General features: G+C 47.1%; 16 protein-coding genes. 8 read left to right on the top strand and 8 right to left on the bottom strand.

Annotation, left to right across the window (positions count from 1 at the left end; translation table 11 throughout):
- The first annotated feature begins 204 nt into the window (after positions 1-204).
- The 6 genes from ACEW9O_RS27690 (at position 205) to ACEW9O_RS27715 (ending at position 7034) form a co-directional block, all read left to right on the top strand.
- Positions 205-951: a DUF481 domain-containing protein gene (locus ACEW9O_RS27690; RefSeq protein WP_373553478.1), complete on the top strand. Its 747-nt coding sequence runs from the start codon at positions 205-207 to the stop codon at positions 949-951.
- A 15-nt stretch (positions 952-966) separates the two neighbouring features.
- Complete coding sequence (locus tag ACEW9O_RS27695) at positions 967-1401, top strand: DUF4440 domain-containing protein (RefSeq protein ID WP_373553479.1); 435 nt, start codon at positions 967-969, stop codon at positions 1399-1401.
- 239 nt (positions 1402-1640) lie between these two features.
- Entirely contained in the window at positions 1641-2573 is a 933-nt protein-coding gene (locus ACEW9O_RS27700; RefSeq protein ID WP_373553480.1) for an RraA family protein, read from the top strand.
- A gap of 156 nt (positions 2574-2729) precedes the next feature.
- Positions 2730-4199 (top strand): mandelate racemase/muconate lactonizing enzyme family protein, encoded by a 1470-nt coding sequence (locus ACEW9O_RS27705; RefSeq protein ID WP_373553481.1) that lies wholly within the window; start codon positions 2730-2732, stop codon positions 4197-4199.
- 153 nt (positions 4200-4352) lie between these two features.
- Positions 4353-5432: a bile acid:sodium symporter family protein gene (locus ACEW9O_RS27710; protein ID WP_373553482.1), complete on the top strand. Its 1080-nt coding sequence runs from the start codon at positions 4353-4355 to the stop codon at positions 5430-5432.
- Between the two features lie 261 nt (positions 5433-5693).
- Entirely contained in the window at positions 5694-7034 is a 1341-nt protein-coding gene (locus ACEW9O_RS27715; RefSeq protein ID WP_373553483.1) for an amidohydrolase family protein, read from the top strand.
- A gap of 122 nt (positions 7035-7156) precedes the next feature.
- On the opposite strand, the gene ACEW9O_RS27720 is transcribed toward ACEW9O_RS27715, so the two are convergent.
- Both ACEW9O_RS27720 and ACEW9O_RS27725 read right to left on the bottom strand, forming a co-directional pair.
- A complete protein-coding gene (locus tag ACEW9O_RS27720; RefSeq protein WP_373553484.1) occupies positions 7157-8455 on the bottom strand; it encodes a M16 family metallopeptidase in 1299 nt (432 codons plus the stop codon).
- A 135-nt stretch (positions 8456-8590) separates the two neighbouring features.
- Positions 8591-8857, bottom strand: coding sequence for a hypothetical protein (locus ACEW9O_RS27725; RefSeq protein WP_373553485.1), 267 nt, complete (start codon positions 8855-8857; stop codon positions 8591-8593).
- 189 nt (positions 8858-9046) lie between these two features.
- Between ACEW9O_RS27725 and ACEW9O_RS27730 the strand changes: the two genes are divergently transcribed.
- Positions 9047-10411, top strand: coding sequence for a TrpB-like pyridoxal phosphate-dependent enzyme (locus tag ACEW9O_RS27730; RefSeq protein ID WP_373553486.1), 1365 nt, complete (start codon positions 9047-9049; stop codon positions 10409-10411).
- A 203-nt stretch (positions 10412-10614) separates the two neighbouring features.
- On the opposite strand, the gene ACEW9O_RS27735 is transcribed toward ACEW9O_RS27730, so the two are convergent.
- Positions 10615-11220 carry a chemotaxis protein CheB gene (locus ACEW9O_RS27735; protein WP_373553487.1) on the bottom strand — a complete coding sequence of 202 codons (606 nt, stop codon included), beginning with the start codon at positions 11218-11220 and terminating at the stop codon, positions 10615-10617.
- A complete protein-coding gene (gene kaiC, locus ACEW9O_RS27740) occupies positions 11220-12761 on the bottom strand; it encodes a circadian clock protein KaiC (RefSeq protein WP_373553488.1) in 1542 nt (513 codons plus the stop codon). The genes ACEW9O_RS27735 and kaiC overlap by 1 nt, the downstream gene beginning before the upstream one ends.
- A 265-nt stretch (positions 12762-13026) precedes the next feature.
- Here kaiC and ACEW9O_RS27745 point away from each other — a divergent pair, with 265 nt between their 5' ends.
- The gene (locus ACEW9O_RS27745) at positions 13027-14199 is read left to right on the top strand and encodes an MFS transporter (protein ID WP_373553489.1); all 1173 of its coding nucleotides are present in this window, start codon (positions 13027-13029) and stop codon (positions 14197-14199) included.
- Between the two features lie 32 nt (positions 14200-14231).
- Here ACEW9O_RS27745 and ACEW9O_RS27750 read toward each other — a convergent pair whose 3' ends face one another.
- The 4 genes from ACEW9O_RS27750 to ACEW9O_RS27765 all read right to left on the bottom strand — a co-directional run bounded on the left by ACEW9O_RS27750 (position 14232) and on the right by ACEW9O_RS27765 (position 17496).
- On the bottom strand, positions 14232-14615 hold the full coding sequence (locus ACEW9O_RS27750) for a response regulator transcription factor (protein ID WP_373553490.1): 384 nt from the start codon (positions 14613-14615) through the stop codon (positions 14232-14234).
- Between the two features lie 230 nt (positions 14616-14845).
- Positions 14846-15427 carry a dihydrofolate reductase family protein gene (locus ACEW9O_RS27755; protein ID WP_373553491.1) on the bottom strand — a complete coding sequence of 194 codons (582 nt, stop codon included), beginning with the start codon at positions 15425-15427 and terminating at the stop codon, positions 14846-14848.
- Positions 15424-15750 carry an ArsR/SmtB family transcription factor gene (locus ACEW9O_RS27760; protein WP_373553492.1) on the bottom strand — a complete coding sequence of 109 codons (327 nt, stop codon included), beginning with the start codon at positions 15748-15750 and terminating at the stop codon, positions 15424-15426. Before ACEW9O_RS27760 ends, ACEW9O_RS27755 begins: the two co-directional genes overlap by 4 nt.
- A gap of 96 nt (positions 15751-15846) precedes the next feature.
- Positions 15847-17496, bottom strand: a complete 1650-nt coding sequence (locus ACEW9O_RS27765; protein WP_373553493.1) for a hypothetical protein — start codon at positions 17494-17496, stop codon at positions 15847-15849.
- Positions 17497-17738: the final 242 nt, after the last annotated feature.

Below are 17738 nucleotides of genomic sequence, written 5' to 3' on the forward strand. Positions count from 1 at the left end.
AGAAGTGAATACTAGTTTTGGGCTTTAGCCCTAGCTTGAAAATTGAAACTTGGGCTAAAGCCCAATCAAGAGGGAATGCCCCTATCCACCAGCTAAAGCTGGAGGCAATTCATGTCCTTCGCTTTCAATAAGTAAAAATATCGAGTCGTATGGCATTTAGATTTAAATAACTAACTTCGTTAACGAACCTAAATGCCTATTGCCGTGAAAACACACCTTACCCTTTTGGCTTGTGTGGCCTTTGCTGTACTCAGCCATGCCCAAACCGATACTACAACCAAGGCTTCCAAATGGCAGTTCAGCGGTGAGCTGGGCCTCGACATGTCCTTTCAAAGTGGCAACCTGCAATCCAGCAGCATTGTTAGTCAATTCAGTCCCGCCCTGGAAAGTTCGAATGTAACAATCAGTTCTTTCGTACAGTACATGTATTCCCGCTACGACCAAACGGTGTATCAAAACGATGTGCTCTCGGAACTATCCGCAGACCTCTGGTACAAAAAACGCTTTTTTCCCAATGTCAGTGGGCGTTTTGAAGCAACGACATTGCGGGCCATCAAGGATCGGATCGGAATTGGCCCGGGCATAGCCTGGCGAGCCTTTAAAACCCCAAAGTCGGATTTGGTGGTATTGAACTCCGTTTATTACTACCGGACTACCTTTGACCTGGCTCGGGAATTGAGTTTTGAAAAATTCCTCTATGTGCTGACCTTGAAAGGAACCTATGCGACCTTGGGCGACAAACTGAATATCTCCCACGATTTGCAATACATTCCCTGGGTGCGGCAAGACAAAACCAACCACATCCTGCGGGCGATTGTAAGTTTTGCCCTGCCTATTTCAGACCAGTTTGCGGTCAATATTGATGTGGATTACATTTATGAAAGCCTGGTGGTAAGGAATCGGAAAAACGCCAATTTGACAACTGCGTTTGGGATTGCATTTGCGTTTTAAAATAAACAGCTGAACATGAAAACACTATTTACCTGCTTCTTTTTGATTTTCGGGTATAGCCTGACCGCTCAGGAAGACGCCGACTTTGCCCAAATCCGCGCCGCTCTAAAGCAGCAAGAAGTCGACTGGAACAAAGGCTACATTCCTGCCTTTATGGAAGTGTACTGGAAATCGGATCAACTCCAGTTCATCGGCGCTACGGGTGTCACCAAAGGCTGGCAACAAACCCTGGATGGCTACAAGCGCCGGTATCCTGACCGGGATGCCATGGGCCAACTTACTTTCGGGATCGTCAGTATGGAAAAACTGAGTAAAAAGTCGGTTTTTCTGGTGGGTACCTGGGATTTGAAGCGCAAAAACGACGCGCCAGGGGGGTATTTTATCTTGATTTGGAAAAAAATCCAGGGGAAATGGGTGATTACTGCGGATCATACGAGTGCGCGGACGTAGTCTTTGATTTTTAGTTCAAAATGCATGTTGCTGGGTTTTCAAAATAAAACAAAAGCATTTGCCTATAAAAAAAGTACAAAATTCGCCGCTAAGCATAAATAGAAGTTAGATAGTTTGGACTTTGCTACATTTGTATTCGATTACTTTGTTTTGTTATTTGGTTTCATCCAATGGCGTTGTTGTGAGTAAGTGATGTACATTCAAAAGCTTGCAACAACGCCGCCAATCTTTCAGATCGTATGATAAAGCGCAATCAACTGGTGCTATTGGCACTGGTTTTATTTTCCTGCCTTAGTATTCACGCCCAACAAATTACGCCCACTAAAGATCAAATCATCGCCCTCACCCCCGAATGGAAAGGGGAACGGATGGCGGATGGGCGCCCCAAAACCAGCGACAAATTCATGGAGCGGCTGAAAAAAGTCTCGCTGGAAGAAGCCTGGGGGTACCTGCGCAACAAAGGTTACCACAATCAATTTGAAGGAGACTGGATGCTGCTGCGGCCAGATCAGGTCTTGGTTGGTCGGGCAGTTACTGCACAATACATGCCTTTGCGCCCGGAATGGGACAAAATCATCAAAGCGGCTGGGGAGAAAGAAGGCCGCATTGGCGGCACCAACTCCTGGCCCATCGACGTGCTCAAACCCGGTGACGTATACATTGCCGACAGTTATGGCAAAATTGTGGATGGCACCCTGATTGGCGACAACCTGGGCAATTCCATCTACGCCAAATCCAAAAATGGGGTGATTTTTTATGGCTCCGTCCGTGATGTGGAAGGACTTGAAGCAATTGATGGATTCACGGCCTGGATGAAAGGTTACGACCCTTCCTACATCCAACAAATGATGCTGGCTTCCATCAACAACCCGATCCGCATTGGTCGCGCTACCGTGTTGCCGGGCGATGCAGTTTTGGCAAAAAAAGGAGGCATTGTATTTATTCCGCCACATTTGCTGGAAGATCTGGTGCTCAATGCCGAGTTTGTAGCGCTTCGCGATGCTTTTGGCCACCAGCGCCTGCGCGAAGGCAAATTCACCCCTGGGCAAATTGACCGCCAATGGACCGACGACATCAAAAAAGACTTCATCGGCTGGCTTGATACCCAAAAAGACAAACTCCCGATGACCCGCGCCGAACTCGACGCTTATATGAAAGATCGTACCTGGTAGTATTCTTGTAGTTGAGAAAGTTGAGGAGGTTGAGGAAGGTTGAGGCTACCGCGAGCGACGTTGACAATGGCGCTCGTGGTAACCTCAACCTTCTCAACCTCCCTCCACCTCCCTCAACTTTTTTCATACCCACATTCGCAATAAGCAAACAAGAACATGACAACACCTGCTCAACGTTACCTGCAAAAGTTCGGGCTGACCGATCCTATGCCCAATGCTGCTGATCAAGAAGAGGCGGCAGGCGGACCCAATCGCCGTGATTTTATCCGCAATGTTGGTTTTGGAGGTTTGGCCCTGGGCGCATTTATGAATGCACCCATTACCCAAACCATCGAATATTCCACCCAAAAAGTGAGCAGAGCCTCAGCACCGAGTGATTTGAAGATCACCGACATGCGTTATGCGGTGGTGATGAATGGTGGCGGGCGCTGTCCGGTTATTCGCATCGACACCAATCAGGGGATTTATGGTTTGGGTGAAGTACGTGATGGCGCAAACTGGCGTTATGCACTTTTCCTCAAAAGCCGCATCATGGGCATGAATCCCTGCAATGTGGAAATGATTTTTAAAAAGATCAAGCAGTTTGGTTTCCACGGACGGCAGGCCGGCGGGGTATGTGCAGTGGAAATGGCGCTCTGGGACCTGGCGGGTAAAGCCTACAATGTTCCTGCTTATCAACTATTGGGAGGTAAGTACCGCAGCAAAGTTCGCCTCTATGCCGATACGCCGCGGATGAACGATCCTGTTCAATTTGCGGCCAAAATGAAAGAACGAGTTGAAGGCAAGGGTTACACTTTTTTAAAAATGGACTTTGGGATTGAGTCCCTGGCGAAGGTGCCAGGTACCGTTGTGAATAGCAATTTTTGGGACATCAGCCGGCAATGGGAAAACACCCAAATGACTTATGGGGGTACGGAACACCCTTTTACTCAAGTACAAATCACCGACAAAGGGCTTGAATTGCTCGCGGACTATGTGGGCAAGGTGCGTGACGCAGTTGGCTATGAGGTTCCACTGGCGTCGGATCACTACGGGCATTTTGACAAAAACAACGCCATTCGTTTGGGTAGAGCAGTAGAAAAATACCGCCTCGCCTGGTTGGAAGACCTGATTCCCTGGAAATTCACGGAAGACTGGAAGGAAATTTCGCAAGCCATCGAAACGCCGACAATCACTGGTGAGGATATTTACCTCAAAGAAGAATTCATCAAGTTGATCGACCATCGTGCGGTGGATTTGGTGCATCCCGATTTGGCCAGTTCAGGCGGTTTGTTAGAAACCAAAAAAATCGGGGATTATGCCGAAGAACGCGGCGTAGCCATGGCCATGCACTTTGCGGGCACCCCCATTTCCTTCATGGCCAATGTGCATTGTGCGGCGGCTACTCAAAACTTTGTAGCGCTCGAACACCACTCGGTAGATCTGGCTTATTGGGATAATTTGGTCAAAAAGACCGATGTACCAATGATTGAAAACGGCTTTGCCAATGTACCCGAGCGGCCGGGACTTGGGGTCGACCTCAATGACGAGGAAGTGAAAAAACACCTCGATCCAGAAGACCAAAGTTACTTCAAACCAACTCCTGAGTGGGACCAATTCCGCTCCTGGGATCGTTTGTGGAGCTAGTTTGATCTTTAGCAACATCCAGAGAAACAGCATTCATTTATTCTCTGCATATTTAACCAAAATTTGATGCATCCACTTGGGGCATCAGCTGTAGAGACGTGATGTATCGCGTCTCTACCTTTATTTGATCACAACAATTACACCTAAATCGTTATGGGAGCGTTTTCACGGTATTTGCTTTATGCTGGTCTGGCGGGTTTGGCACTTGCATTACTGAGTTACTTGATTGGTCAATCTAGCTTTACTGGGCCACTTTTGATCATTGGTTTTCTGGTTGCAGCTTTGGGGATGCGTGATATTCCCTCGCTGAAGGGTTACGCTTACACCACGGTCATTTTTGCTGTAGTCAGCGCTGGAATGTTTTTTCCACAGTATTTCACAATGGTTGGCGATTACAAATTGTCCAGGCTCATCATGCCCCTGCTGCAAGTGATTATGTTTGGCATGGGTACAACAATGACTTTTGATGATTTTGTGGGCATCATTAAAACCCCCAAAGCAGTCATCATTGGGATTTGTTGCCAGTTTCTCATCATGCCTACCTTAGGGTTTACGATTGCCAGCCTGTTTAACTTTCCACCTGAAATTGCAGCTGGCGTCATCCTCATTGGTTCTTCTCCCAGCGGCCTGGCCTCCAATGTCATGGCACTCATCGCCAAAGCCAATGTAGCGCTTTCTATTACGATTACCACTTTCGCCACTCTGCTTGCACCCATAATGACTCCTTTGTTGATGAAATACCTGGCTGGCCAGTTTATTGAAATCAATTTTTGGAGCATGGTATGGGACATCACCAAAATCATCATCATCCCGCTGAGCATTGGGTTTATCATCAACCAATTTTTTAAAAAGTTCGCCGATTGGCTCAAGGACTACCTTCCGCTCATTTCGATGGCGGGTATTGCCTTCATTCTATTGATCATCATTGCGGCAGGGCAACAGTCACTGCTCAATGTAGGAGGACTGCTGATTGTAGCTGTATTGATCCACAATATTAGTGGTTTTATTTTGGGTTACTCGGCAGCCAAACTCTTCCGCATGCCCGAGCAAGATTGTCGTACGGTAGCCATTGAAGTGGGTTTACAAAATGGAGGGCTGGCCTCAGGATTGGCCAATCAAATGGGGAAATTGGCTACGGTGGGTTTAGCCGCTGCGCTGTTTGGGCCGATTATGAACATTACGGGGTCGATTTTGGCGAGTTGGTGGGGGCGGAAGCCGGTTAAAGAAAGCTGAATCACTGCGATACCTGCAAGCGCCTTTGGCGTATCATTTCTGAGGTGATTCCTTGAGTGTCTTAGGTTTCTTAGGTGGTGAAAAATACACTGCCTGCTACGCAGGCTTTTTTCTTCACCACCTAAGAAACCTAAGACACTCAAGGAATCACCTCAGATTCAGCATCAAAGATGCCTATTATTCAGATCAACTCTTGTTTCTTCAAACATCTCAACTTCCCTTTCCTTTTGTATTTTACAGGCTCAACAACCTGTGATTGGTATGAAAAACCGTTTACTCCTCACTGCCCTGCTGCTCCTGGGCGGTATTGGCGTTTTTGCCCAACAAAAAAACCTGAAAGCCCTCGTGGGCGGTACCCTCATTGATGGCTACGGAAGCCACCCTATCCGCAACAGCGTCATCATCATTGAAGGCGAAAAAATCCTCAAAATTGGTCAGGTCGGTCAGATTGAGATTCCGGCGGGTGCTGAAATCATTTCCACGGAGGGCATGAGCTTACTTCCGGGCCTATGGGACATGCACGTACACCTCATGATCAACGGGCACAGCAACTACACCCATTGGGACAAAAAGTACCCCAAGCTATTTGGCAGTGTGATCATGCCTTCTTCGGCCAAACAATTGCTCATGGCCGGGGTGACTTCGGCTCGGGACCTGGGGGCTCCACTCGAAGAATCCATTGCCGTACGCGACGCCATCAATGCGGGCAAACTGGATGGACCTACACTTTATGTTTCCGGCCCTTTTATCCAAAAAGAACCTTATCCCGGCACGGAGCTGTTCCGCTGGGGGGTAAATGGCGCGGAAGATGCCCGCAACAAGGTGCGTAAACTGGCTAAGGCAGGAGTGGATTGCATCAAACTCATCGACCACGACCAAATGACCATGGAAGAGCTGACCGCCGTGGTGGACGAGGCGCACAAAAACAAGTTGAAAGTGGTAGGGCATGCGCACCGCCCCGAAGAGATTCGCCGCGGGCTCAAGGTTGGAGTGGATTGTTTTGAACACACCGGCCTCTCTTCGGCCCCGGAATACCCCAACGACATTTTGAATCAAATCAAAGAGCGCACCGCTCAGATGAGCCTCGGCCCGCTCTTTTGGACGCCCACCATCGAGGGTTTGTACAATTACACCTACAACCGCGACAATCGGGAAAAACTGGACGATCCTTCCTGGCACCTGGGTTTACCCGATTCGATTATTGCTGACATCAAGGAATCGATAGAACACCCCGACCGCATGGCTTATTTCCAATTGACGCCCATGCGGCAGCCTACTTTGGCCAAAAAATTCCAACAATTGAAAGAGACAGGGGTAGTATTGCTGATTGGGACCGACAGTGGGATTCCGATGAAATTTCACAGCCAATCGACCTGGAACGAATTGGATGTGTGGGTGAATCACCTGGGCGTAGACCCGATGTACGCCATTCGGGCGGCGACGTATTGGCCCGCGCTGTTTCACGGGGTAGCCGATCAGGTCGGAACGGTAACGGAAGGCAAATACGCGGACATCATCGGCGTGCGGGGCGATGTGCTGCGCTACATCAACTTATTGCAGGATGTGGATATGGTGATTAAGCATGGGAAAAGGTATAAGTGAGTGATGAGTGAAAAGTGAAAAGTGAAAAGTGAAAAGTGAAAAATTGGCTGCCGCAGCGACATGGTTAAAGCCACTGCGGCAGCCAGCTTTTCACTTTTCACTTTTCGCTTTTCACTCATTATTTAATAGTCGTCATCATCGTCATCATCCATACCCCCGGAAAACCCAGCCATTGCTGCTGCTCCAGGAATCGCCTTGTAGTACAACTTGTTGCAATTTTCGGTGCGGAACAATTGTTGAGCCAGGCGGTGAATGTCTGCTGCGGTGATTTTTTCGTACAGTTCCGGTTCCTTATTGATCAGGTCAGCGTCGCCCAGCAGTTCGAAGAAGGCCAGGTTCATGGCTTTGCCCAGGGCGCTCAGTTCCGAAAAAATCAGGGCACTTTCGGCGCGATTTTTACATTTTTGCAATTCGTCTTCCGCAATGGGCTGATCGACGAGCAATTGTAATTCTTCCCAAATGGCCGCTTCGGCGTCTTCCAAACTTACTCCTTCGGAGGGTCGGCCCTCAATGAGGAACAAACCCGGATCAACCGTACCAGTGATGTAGGCGTCGATTTGAGAAAACAACTGTTTTTCCTTCAGCAAACGCCGATACAAGCGGGAAGAAGGCCCATTACTCAATACATCCGACAACAGATCGGTGATGTAATAATCCGGGTGCAAACGCTCGGGGCAATGAAAGGCCAGGTAAAGTGCGTCAACGGGTACGTTGGTTTCCTGGATTTTTTCCTGGAGTTTGCGTTGAGGTGCTTCGTAGTCAATTTTCCGCTCAGGGATATCCCCAGCAGGGATGTCGCCGAACCATTTTTGCGCCAGTTTTTTTACCTGCTTCAAACTTACATTGCCACAAACCGCCAAGATGGCGTTGTTGGGGCGGTAGTGTTTAAAGTAAAAATCCTGCACGTCTTCCATGGTAGCACTTTCCACATGCTCCGGCACTTGCCCGATCACCGGCCAACGGTAGGGATGGGTTTGATAGGCCATTTCGGAGAGGTGGTGCCACATGTCGCCATAGGGCTGGTTGAGGCAAGTCTCCTTAAATTCTTCGACAACGACCTTGCGCTGCACTTCCAGTACCTGGGGGTCGAAGTTGAGGCTCAACATCCGGTCTGACTCCAACCAAAAAGCCACTTCCAGGTTTTGAGCTGGCAGTACTTCGTAAAAATTGGTAAAATCGTTGTTGGTAAAAGCGTTGTTGTCGCCACCTGCTAATTGCAAGGGGTCGTCAAAATCGGGAATGTTGGCCGAGCCTCCAAACATGAGGTGTTCAAAGAGGTGCGCAAACCCCGTTTTATCGGCTTGCTCGTCGCGAGAGCCTACATTGTACAATACATTCACTGCCGCCATGGGTGTGCTTGGATCCTCATGCACCAATACCCGCAACCCATTGTCCAGCACAAATCGGTGGTATGTAATCACTTGAAAATAGTTGAAAAAGTTGAGGGAACTTGAGAAGGTTGAGGCTGACGCAATCCTTGCACTTCGGCTACGCTCAGTGACCGGATTGCGGCAGCCTCAACCTTCTCAACTTTCTCAACCTCCCTAAACCTTTAATTAGAACCAATCCTTAAACCGCTCCTTCAAAGCATTCATGGCGGTAACGGCTTTTACTTTGAGTTCCTGAAATTCTTCGCTGGTTTCTTCGCCCAGTTTCTCAAACTTTTCACTAAAGTCAATGCTTCTCAGGTACGCGATCTGTTCCTGAATTTCTTCTTTGGCTTCGGCAACACCCTCTTTGGCCAACTCGGTCAGCTGGGCGATTTTTTCTTGTACTTTGGCTTTGGTTTCGGCCAGTTGTTCTTTCAATTGTTCCTTGTCCATTTTGAGTGTTTTGAGGTGATTTTAGGAAATCGCCCCTAAGTTACTTTTTTTCAAAGTTTTGATAGAAACAGATTTTGACAGAAAAAGGTTGGCGCATTGATATTGTCAAAAAAGCAGGGCAGTTTTTTTCCAAAATGCACAATAAATACTTACTTTCAACAGCTTTTTCAACATTAAAACACCATGTACATGCAAAATCGCAAATTTTTATTGACCGAGCAGGAAATTCCCGATAAGTGGTACAACATTGTGGCGGACATGCCCAATAAGCCGCTACCACCCCTGCATCCGGGCACCAAAGAACCCATCGGGCCCGAAGCCCTTGCACCACTTTTTCCCATGGAGCTCATCAAACAAGAAGTAACTACAGAAAAATGGGTACAAATCCCGGATGAAGTGCGCGACATTTATACCATCTGGCGGCCAACTCCACTCTACCGCGCTTATGCGCTGGAAAAAGCGCTCGACACCCCCGCCAAGATCTACTACAAATACGAAGGGGTCAGCCCGGCTGGCTCACACAAACCCAATACCGCCGTGCCCCAGGCCTACTACAACAAAATGGAAGGGGTGAAACGCATCACCACCGAAACGGGTGCGGGACAGTGGGGGAGTGCCTTGTCTTTTGCCTGCCAACACTTTGGTATCGAGTGTGAGGTGTACATGGTGAAGGTGAGCTACGACGGCAAACCGTACCGCAAAATGATGATGAACACCTGGGGGGCCAAAGTGTATTCTTCACCCACTGATCATACTGCGGCTGGACGGCAAATTCTGGCACAGGATCCCAACTCTCCGGGCAGTTTGGGTATCGCCATTTCTGAAGCGGTGGAGCGCGCGGCCATGGACGAAAATACCAAATACGCCCTGGGCAGCGTGCTCAACCACGTACTGATGCACCAAACCATCATCGGGTTGGAAGCGGTGGAACAAATGAAAAAAGCGGGCGACATGCCGGATGTGGTGGTGGCACCTTTTGGGGGTGGTTCCAATTTTGCGGGCATCGCCTTTCCTTTTCTGCGCCTCAATTTTGATGAAGGGCGCAACATCCGCTTTGTAGCCAGCGAGCCCGCTTCTTGCCCAAAACTGACCCGTGGCGTTTTCCGCTACGACTTTGGTGATTCCATCGGCATGACGCCGCTGCTGCCGATGTATACGCTGGGCCACAACTTCGTGCCTGCGCCCATTCACGCGGGGGGCTTGCGCTACCACGGCGCCGGGGTAATTGTGAGCCAGTTGCTCAAAGATAAACTGATTGAGGCCCGGTCGCATCACCAGTTGGAGTGTTTCGAAGCCGGAGTATTGTTTGCCAAAACGGAAGGCATCATCCCTGCTCCGGAAGCAAGTCATGCACTGGCGACGGTATTCGCTGAGGCCCAGGCAGCAAAGGAGGAAGGCAAATCACGTACGATTTTGTTCAACCTGTGTGGTCACGGGCACTTTGATCTTCAGGCATATGATGACTATTTCAACAATCGACTGGTGAAGCACGAGGTGACGAATGAGGATATCGCGAATTCCTTGGCGACCTTGGATACGCCGGTGATTGGGTAGAGGGGGATTGTAACTCGCCAACTTGGGCCTTTTTTGGGGCAAGTTGGCGAGTTACAATCCCCCTGTTTGCGCCCGTGATGATCGCGACTTTCCCTTGTTGAGAAGGATATTGCGCTAGATTCCATTCATTCATTCCGATTTTTTTATGATGGTTTTAAAGTGATTTTAAATTAATTGGCTTTCGGATAGTTATTTCTTAGTTTCTAGGTTTTAAGTGCAGCTGCCAAACTTTTTAGTTTACCTGGAATTTTGTCGAGAGGGATAACAAAATCAACACAGCCTGAAGCCTGAGCGCTAAGCGGCATGGAGTCAACTTCGGCAGATATGTCCTGAGCAAATGTTTTTCCTCCATGTGCCCTGATGTGTTTGCAGCCCTCAGTACCGTCACCATCATACCCGGAAAGGACAATGCCGATTGCATGCACGCCCATTGCTTGTGCTAAAGAAATAAAAAATAAATCTACTTGCCTGCTCCTGCCAGAGCGGGGGGAGATGACTTTGAAGCTGTAATTTTCCATGAGCAGATCTGAGTCCGGAGGAATTACGTAAACGTGATTCGCAAGGATCGGCATCGCCATGGAAGCCACCATTACCGTCATTTTTGTATGACGAGACAGAATATTAGCTAAATGACTATGGGCGGTGGGGTTCATGTGAGAAATAATGACAAAAGCCATACCTGTTTTGGACGGCAGTGCATCCAGAAGTGCCTTATAAGCGTCCAGTGCACCGGCTGAGCCTCCAATGCCAACAATCAATTTAGGGTGCAATGCCTCCCCCGCGACGGGTCGTTTCATTTTTTTTTCCATTATTCACCTTTATCTTGTTTGGCTGATTTTTGACCCTCAGAAACATTTTTATCAATCTTCTTTTCCTCATTGGCAATCCCTGTAGATTCAACATCCATTGGCATCAATTCAATTCCATCATCACTTAAAATCAATTTATGGACATCACTGTCGTGGCCCGTGCCACGAGACTTAACAATGAAAAGTCCACGAATGCGTTTTTTGCTTACATCTTCTTCTAATTCTCTCACTACTATCCAGGTGTCGATTAAAGAGGATACTCCGATTTCTCCGCTTGTATCATTTTGTGCGGAAGAAGAAACAAGGCTGGTAAAAAAGCTAGTGATGCCATTTGATTTTAAAAGATCAATCATACGCGTAATCATTGATCGGATTTCACGTTGGTCACCCTCTCCAATGAGACTTGTCAGAGGATCTATGACAACTGCTTTTGGTTTAAATTCTGCAATGAGTTTATATAAATCGAGTAAATGCATCTCTAAACCAAAAAAAGAAGGCCTCGTAGACACGATCTTTAAGAGTCCTTTTTTTATCATTGGTTCAAAATGAATACCTATAGAACTCATATTTTGAATGAGTTGCCCCGCCGATTCTTCATAAGATAAGAAAAGACAGCGTTCTCCACGTTTACAACACGCTATTGCGAATGCAGAAGCTAAGCTTGTTTTTCCGGTGCCTGCGGTACCTGAAGCAAGTACCGTACTGCCTTTGGTATAACCTGGTTTACCTCCCCTGAACATTTTGTCTAAAGACGGAATTCCTGTCGAAACTTTTTGAGCTGTACCTGGTTGATCAAGCCCAGCCGAAGTGATGGGAATTACTGAAATTCCATCTTTATCAATTACGAAAGGATATTCATTTGTTCCATGTTTTGAACCACGGTATTTAACTACCCGGATTCTGCGGATGGCAATTTGTTCATCAACCCGGTTATCCAGTAAAATGATGCAATCGGAAATGTACTGCTCCAGACCATGACGGGTATAAGTTTCCTGTGCCGGTTCGCCGGTAACAATTGCAGTAACTTGTTTTTCTTTAAGCCACCTGAAAAGTCTTTTTATCTCTAAGCGAAGAATGCCGACATCTGTGATGCCTGCAAAAATAGATTCAATAGAATCTAAAACAACCCGTTTGGCACCAATGGAATCAATAGCAAGTTCCAAACGAACGAATAGCCCTTCAAGGTTAAAGTCGGTCTCCTGAATATCTTTTCGTTCCAAAATCACATGTTCTATCAAAATTTTTTTTCGTGAAACAAGCCCTTGTAAATCCAGGTTGAGAGAAGCCACGTCAGTATAAAGTTCATCTTCTGTCTCTTCAAAAGACATAAAGACGCCGGGCTCTTTGAATTGGATTGCACCATTGATTAAAAAATCAATCCCCAAAAGGGTTTTTCCAGAACCGGCACTTCCACTGACTAAAGTGGTTCTATTTTTCGGAAGTCCGCCCTCTGTAATTTCGTCAAAGCCTTTGATGCCCGTAGGGCACTTTTGTAGTTGATTATTAGGAGAAGCACTTTTTTTTGGAATAGTTTTAGGCATACCATGTCTATTTTACTGGATTATTTAGTGTGTATAGGGTAGATTGATGTTTCCTTTGCGTCACACACTATGACTACTAATGCCCTGCTGCCGCAGCGAGCCTTCTGTACAACACGGGGATGTGCGCACTTGTTGCTTCTACTTCGTAAACCTCGATCTAGACCTCTATGTCCACTCTAAATTTAGACTTTAAAAATTTTGAATAAATTCTTCTTTTTTAAGAACAATATGTTTAAATAGCAAGCTAAATTGCACACCTGCCCTTATGAAAAAACCTGAATTCATTACCTTTTCCGCCTGTGCCATGGTACTCACTGCGCTGGGCATTGACATCATGCTGCCCGCCCTTGGCCATGTTCGAGACCATTTCAAGCTCGGTGCCGAATCAACCGCAGCTTCGCTGATCATCACTTATTTTTTCATGGGGCAGATCGGGCAATTGTTGTTTGGTTTGCTTTCCGATCGCCTGGGGCGCCTGGCCATTTTGAAGATCGGCTTCCCTTTGTATATTCTGGGAGGGCTTTTGGCGGCATTTTCGCCAGGCTTGCAATGGATGCTGATCGGGCGTTTTTTTTCGGGCGTAGGCGCAGCGGCCATTTTTACGACCACCATCGCTGGGGTGCGTGACCGCTACGAGGGCGACCAAATGGCGGGCACCATGTCGCTCATTTTTACCATTTTTCTCTTTACGCCGATTTTTGCTCCTTTTTTGGGCACCTTTGTTTTGGCGTTTTTCGATTGGAGAACCTTGTTTTTTATCCCTCCAGCATTCGCGGTGCTGGTCTTCCTTTGGTCGTTTCGGCTGGATGAATCTCTGCCAAAAGCCTTGAGGGCCAACTTCGAGGGAAGAGAGCTGATCCGACAAATGCGCACAGTACTTGGCAACCGAACCTTTCTGCGGTACAGTAGCATTGCCACCTTGCTTTTTATTCCCTTCAGCGCTTACATCGCCAGCTCGGAACGGATTGTTGGCGAGATTTACCAGCAGCCTACACTCTTCAAATGGATTTTTGGGGGTATGGGCTTGGTGATGGCATTGTGTACTTCCTTGAATGCCCGCCTGGTGGCAAGATTTGGGGCGTTCCGAAGCATGCGGGGTTTGTTGGTTTTGTACGTGATCGTGGGTGCTGCACTGTTTACGAGTACCTGGTACCTGGGGAATCCACCTCCAATGGTGCTCTTTTTTGTGGGCATCACCTTGCTCATGGGCATAAATGTTGCCATTGAACCCAATAGCAGCGCCCTGGCATTGGCGCCATTGGGCGACGCAGCGGGCACGGCGGCTTCCCTGTATGGCACCTTTTTTTTCTTCATTGGCTCGGGCCTCGGTGCCCTGATCAGCAAACAATTGGTGGATGGAGTGTCGCCCCTGATTTTGGCTTATTTTTTGATGGGGGTGGTGGCAATGGGATTGATCGTTTTTACTCGGAGGACATGAGTTGCCTCCAGCAGTAGAGCACAAAATATTGTTTACTTGTGCCTAACACTTCCTGATTTTATCCATTTCTTTGCCATTGCAGAAAGTGTTTGAAGGGCAAAAGGTTTAACAATATAATCATCCGCACCAAGTCCTAGTGCTTTTATTCTATCAACTTTTTCGGAATTTGACGTGCTAAAAATAAATGGTATTTCATGAGTTTTGGCTAAATCTAAAATCAAATACAAAACTTCATAGCCATCCATTCCAGGCATTATAGTATCACAAATTATTAAATCGGGAATATGTTCTCTGGCAAGTTCAATTCCTTTTTTTCCGCTAGTAGCAATAAGAATTTTGTAGCCCTCCATTTCAAAATATTCGGTCAAATTCTCAAGAATGGGTATGTTATCTTCAATTAATAAGATGGTTGCCATTTCTCTGATTTTAAAAATCACATGATTTTTCCAAAATTGACTATTTCTAAACAAGCGAATGTTACACAATTCAATAAAAAGGTTACATCATTCACAGGTGTTAATTTTATATATTCAACTTCTTATCAACGAGCTTGGTCATTTTCCGTTTGAATTGATGAGTTAGCCTCATCGCCAATTGGTTGCCGATAACGGCTACGGCTTGGCGATGAGGCGGTATTTGAAAAACGTCAGCCCATAATACCCGTCTTAACTTCTCCAGCGCGCTGGTAATGGGCAGCGATCACTCCGCTTGGCGTTGCTGTACTCTCTACCAGGGTGAATGCTGCTGGAATTGTACCGTCGGCGAACAGTTTGTTTCCGCTGCCGAGCATCAAGGGATGAATGAGAAGCCATAGTTCATCGACCAGATCATGTTTGAGTAGTGTCTGGACCATGTTGCCGCTGCCGTGAACCTGAATATCAGAACCTTCCGATTCTTTGAGCTTTTTGATGTCCTCTACACTATTCAGGAAAACTGAATTTTTCCAATCTGCCTTTTCCAGCGTGCTGCTCATCACGTACTTTGTGACCTCGTTGACGCCAGGCCAAATGTCTTCATGGTCAGGAAAGAAGGAAGCAAAAACCTCAAAGGTTTTTCTGCCCAAAAGAAGGTCCTTCGCAGGCTGCTTTTGTTTTTCCGCGATCTCATCAAGCGCTTCATCGTAATAAGGAGCGCTCCAGCCGCCATAGTTGAAACCCTCCTCGGGTCCGCCAGCAGCTTGCATGACGCCATCTAGTGTAATGAATGATCCGACAATTATTTTTCTCATTTTTTTTGTTTTTTCATAGTTGACAATACTTCGTCTAATTGATTAAAGTTGGTTTCCCAAATTTTTCTGAATTGGTTCAACCATTGATCGATCTCTTTCATTTTTTCAATTTCAAGTGAGTAGTAAATCTCCCTGCCTTGTTGTTCCTGCTTGACGAGCTGGCATTCTGTGAGGATGCGAAGGTGTTTAGAAACAGATTGCCGGGTAGTGTTGAAGTTGTCGGCAATGGCGTTTGGGGTCATTGCTTGCAATGCAATTAAGGTAAGGATTGCTCGCCTTGTTGGGTCAGCTATTGCCTGAAAAATGTCTCGCCTTTCTATCATTTTTAGATTATTTGCAGCTATGTGGTTGCAAATATAAATGCAGTTATCTGGTTGCGCAAATTTTTCGTGAAATTTTTTTGCCTAATGCATCGGACTTTAATAGGTCGTTACTTTCACCTCCTTGAATAGGAACGGATTATCACTAATTTTCAAGGCCTTGCCGCTGGAAGTGGTCACATTCCTGAGCAAAACTTCCCTGGTTCTGACCAAGGGAAATTTCTCCTGGTAGGAAGCGTCGGTCATCTGTGGATTGAAATTTGAGAAAATTGCTGGCCCCTGGTAAGCCTCCGGATGATTGGTGTCGTCGATTTGAAGGTTTTCAATGCTGATCCGTTCTGGCATGTAACAGGTATAGCCGAAATCATGCTGCCCGGAATTGGAACCGCCGATCAGACTGGCACTAGTCACGCTACCTCCGGCAGGCACAAAAACACAGTTGCGGACAATAAATTCTCCTTGCCAGGTACTACCATAATCGCTGCGCAGATTGATGAGGTTTCTGCCGTAGATGGTGCAATTTTCCACGGTTAAGACCCCGCTGCCAATGGCATTGATCCCCATATGTCCCAGGGTAGAATTGCGGATGGTCGCATTGGCGACCCCCATGTGGGCGTCGAACCGGGAAAGGGTACATTTGTCGTAAAGCAGATTTTTGCAATAGTTGGAACCAAAGATTCCCCAGTATTTACTGTCCTTGATGTCATTGGTCTGGCTGCAGTTCACGAAGGATACATTGAGGGCACGGTTGGCTAAAAGGTCGTAAGTGCCCATGGAGACGGGCTTCCCGGCCGCGCCAATGGTGCTGTATGTTTTATGTCCGGTCAGGATGGTGTTCTGAACCGTTACGTAAGCGCAGTTATTGACGTTGAGGAAGCCGTTGTAGGGCGCGCCGTGGTCTCCTTCGCCAGTGACACGATGTTCAAGCCCATCCACAATCACGTTGGAACGTTTGATCGTGATGTTTCGGCTATAATAGGTGTACTTCGATTCGGCTTGGTTGGCGATGGTGGTGAAACGTCCTCCAGTGATGGTCAGCTTCTTTTCGTCAATGGGTAGCGCGCTGATTTCGGTGATCTGCTCAAAGTCCCAGATGATCGGAGCAGCCATATCCACATTGCCGTTTTTATCCACAACAAAGATGTCTGTTTGGGGAGATCCATTGTTTTGGTTCAACCCAAAGCGGATGTAGCGCTTTACGTTGGAATTGGTGACACTGATCAGACAGTTTGCTGGCAAAGAGGCAGTGATTTTTTCCTGATTCCTCTTGAGGGAACTGATCCCCTCCAGCTTGAATGCCTGTAGGCTGGAACCGACTACAAAAACAGCTGCCTGATGATTTTGCACTTCGGTATCGTCAATGATGAAGGCCGCCGTGCCGAAATCAGTGTCCGTTTGGATGACTGCGGTGCGCTCCTTTCCTCCAATGTAGTAGGTGGCCCCAGCGTCGGCTTTCACCATAAGGCCGTGCTGATTGGCGAAGGCATGGGCCGCAGCGATAGCGTCGATGTCATCGGTTTTGCTGTCGCCTCGGGCACCGAAGTCGCTATAACGAACGAATCCACGGGCTTTGAATTTTCGGACATCCACGGGGGAAACATTTACTTGTAATTCCGCATTTTCATTGGCGCGGACCTGGGTTTTCTTCTTTTGGTAGGTGATCACTACATTTTCAAGCGGGCCTTCGGTTTGCGCCTGTGTCAGGAATGCATAGGTTGAGAAGAGGAACAAGAAGAAGATATATTTCATTGCGAGCAGATTTTTAAAATAAGGGACGCCAATTATTGGGTAACCCCCTTACTTACAAACTCACATTACGCAGTGGAACAGCTTTGCTGCCTACTATTCACCACGACGGCCTTTAGGTTTGTAAAAAAGAAAAAGTTTATACATTAAGATAATAATCATGTATAGTTTTTCTTTTTTGGTTCTTTTTTCTTTTGTTAATTCCACAAAAAAATGTGGAAAACTTAAAGGTTAGTCTTGAAAGG

The organism is Haliscomenobacter sp., from assembly GCF_041740695.1.
GTDB lineage: Bacteria > Bacteroidota > Bacteroidia > Chitinophagales > Saprospiraceae > Haliscomenobacter.

Excerpts from the sequence above, each read along its gene's own strand:
- ACEW9O_RS27705 (WP_373553481.1), top strand. The coding sequence starts at position 2,730 with ATGACAACACCTGCTCAACGTTACCTGCAAAAGTTCGGGCTGACCGAT.
- ACEW9O_RS27725 (WP_373553485.1), bottom strand. The coding sequence starts at position 8,857 with ATGGACAAGGAACAATTGAAAGAACAACTGGCCGAAACCAAAGCCAAA.
- ACEW9O_RS27755 (WP_373553491.1), bottom strand. The coding sequence starts at position 15,427 with ATGAGAAAAATAATTGTCGGATCATTCATTACACTAGATGGCGTCATG.
- kaiC (WP_373553488.1), bottom strand. The coding sequence starts at position 12,761 with ATGCCTAAAACTATTCCAAAAAAAAGTGCTTCTCCTAATAATCAACTA.
- ACEW9O_RS27750 (WP_373553490.1), bottom strand. The coding sequence starts at position 14,615 with ATGGCAACCATCTTATTAATTGAAGATAACATACCCATTCTTGAGAAT.
- ACEW9O_RS27715 (WP_373553483.1), top strand. The coding sequence starts at position 5,694 with ATGAAAAACCGTTTACTCCTCACTGCCCTGCTGCTCCTGGGCGGTATT.
- ACEW9O_RS27765 (WP_373553493.1), bottom strand. The coding sequence starts at position 17,496 with ATGAAATATATCTTCTTCTTGTTCCTCTTCTCAACCTATGCATTCCTG.
- ACEW9O_RS27700 (WP_373553480.1), top strand. The coding sequence starts at position 1,641 with ATGATAAAGCGCAATCAACTGGTGCTATTGGCACTGGTTTTATTTTCC.
- ACEW9O_RS27695 (WP_373553479.1), top strand. The coding sequence starts at position 967 with ATGAAAACACTATTTACCTGCTTCTTTTTGATTTTCGGGTATAGCCTG.
- ACEW9O_RS27735 (WP_373553487.1), bottom strand. The coding sequence starts at position 11,220 with ATGGAAAAAAAAATGAAACGACCCGTCGCGGGGGAGGCATTGCACCCT.
- ACEW9O_RS27710 (WP_373553482.1), top strand. The coding sequence starts at position 4,353 with ATGGGAGCGTTTTCACGGTATTTGCTTTATGCTGGTCTGGCGGGTTTG.
- ACEW9O_RS27760 (WP_373553492.1), bottom strand. The coding sequence starts at position 15,750 with ATGATAGAAAGGCGAGACATTTTTCAGGCAATAGCTGACCCAACAAGG.
- ACEW9O_RS27745 (WP_373553489.1), top strand. The coding sequence starts at position 13,027 with ATGAAAAAACCTGAATTCATTACCTTTTCCGCCTGTGCCATGGTACTC.
- ACEW9O_RS27730 (WP_373553486.1), top strand. The coding sequence starts at position 9,047 with ATGCAAAATCGCAAATTTTTATTGACCGAGCAGGAAATTCCCGATAAG.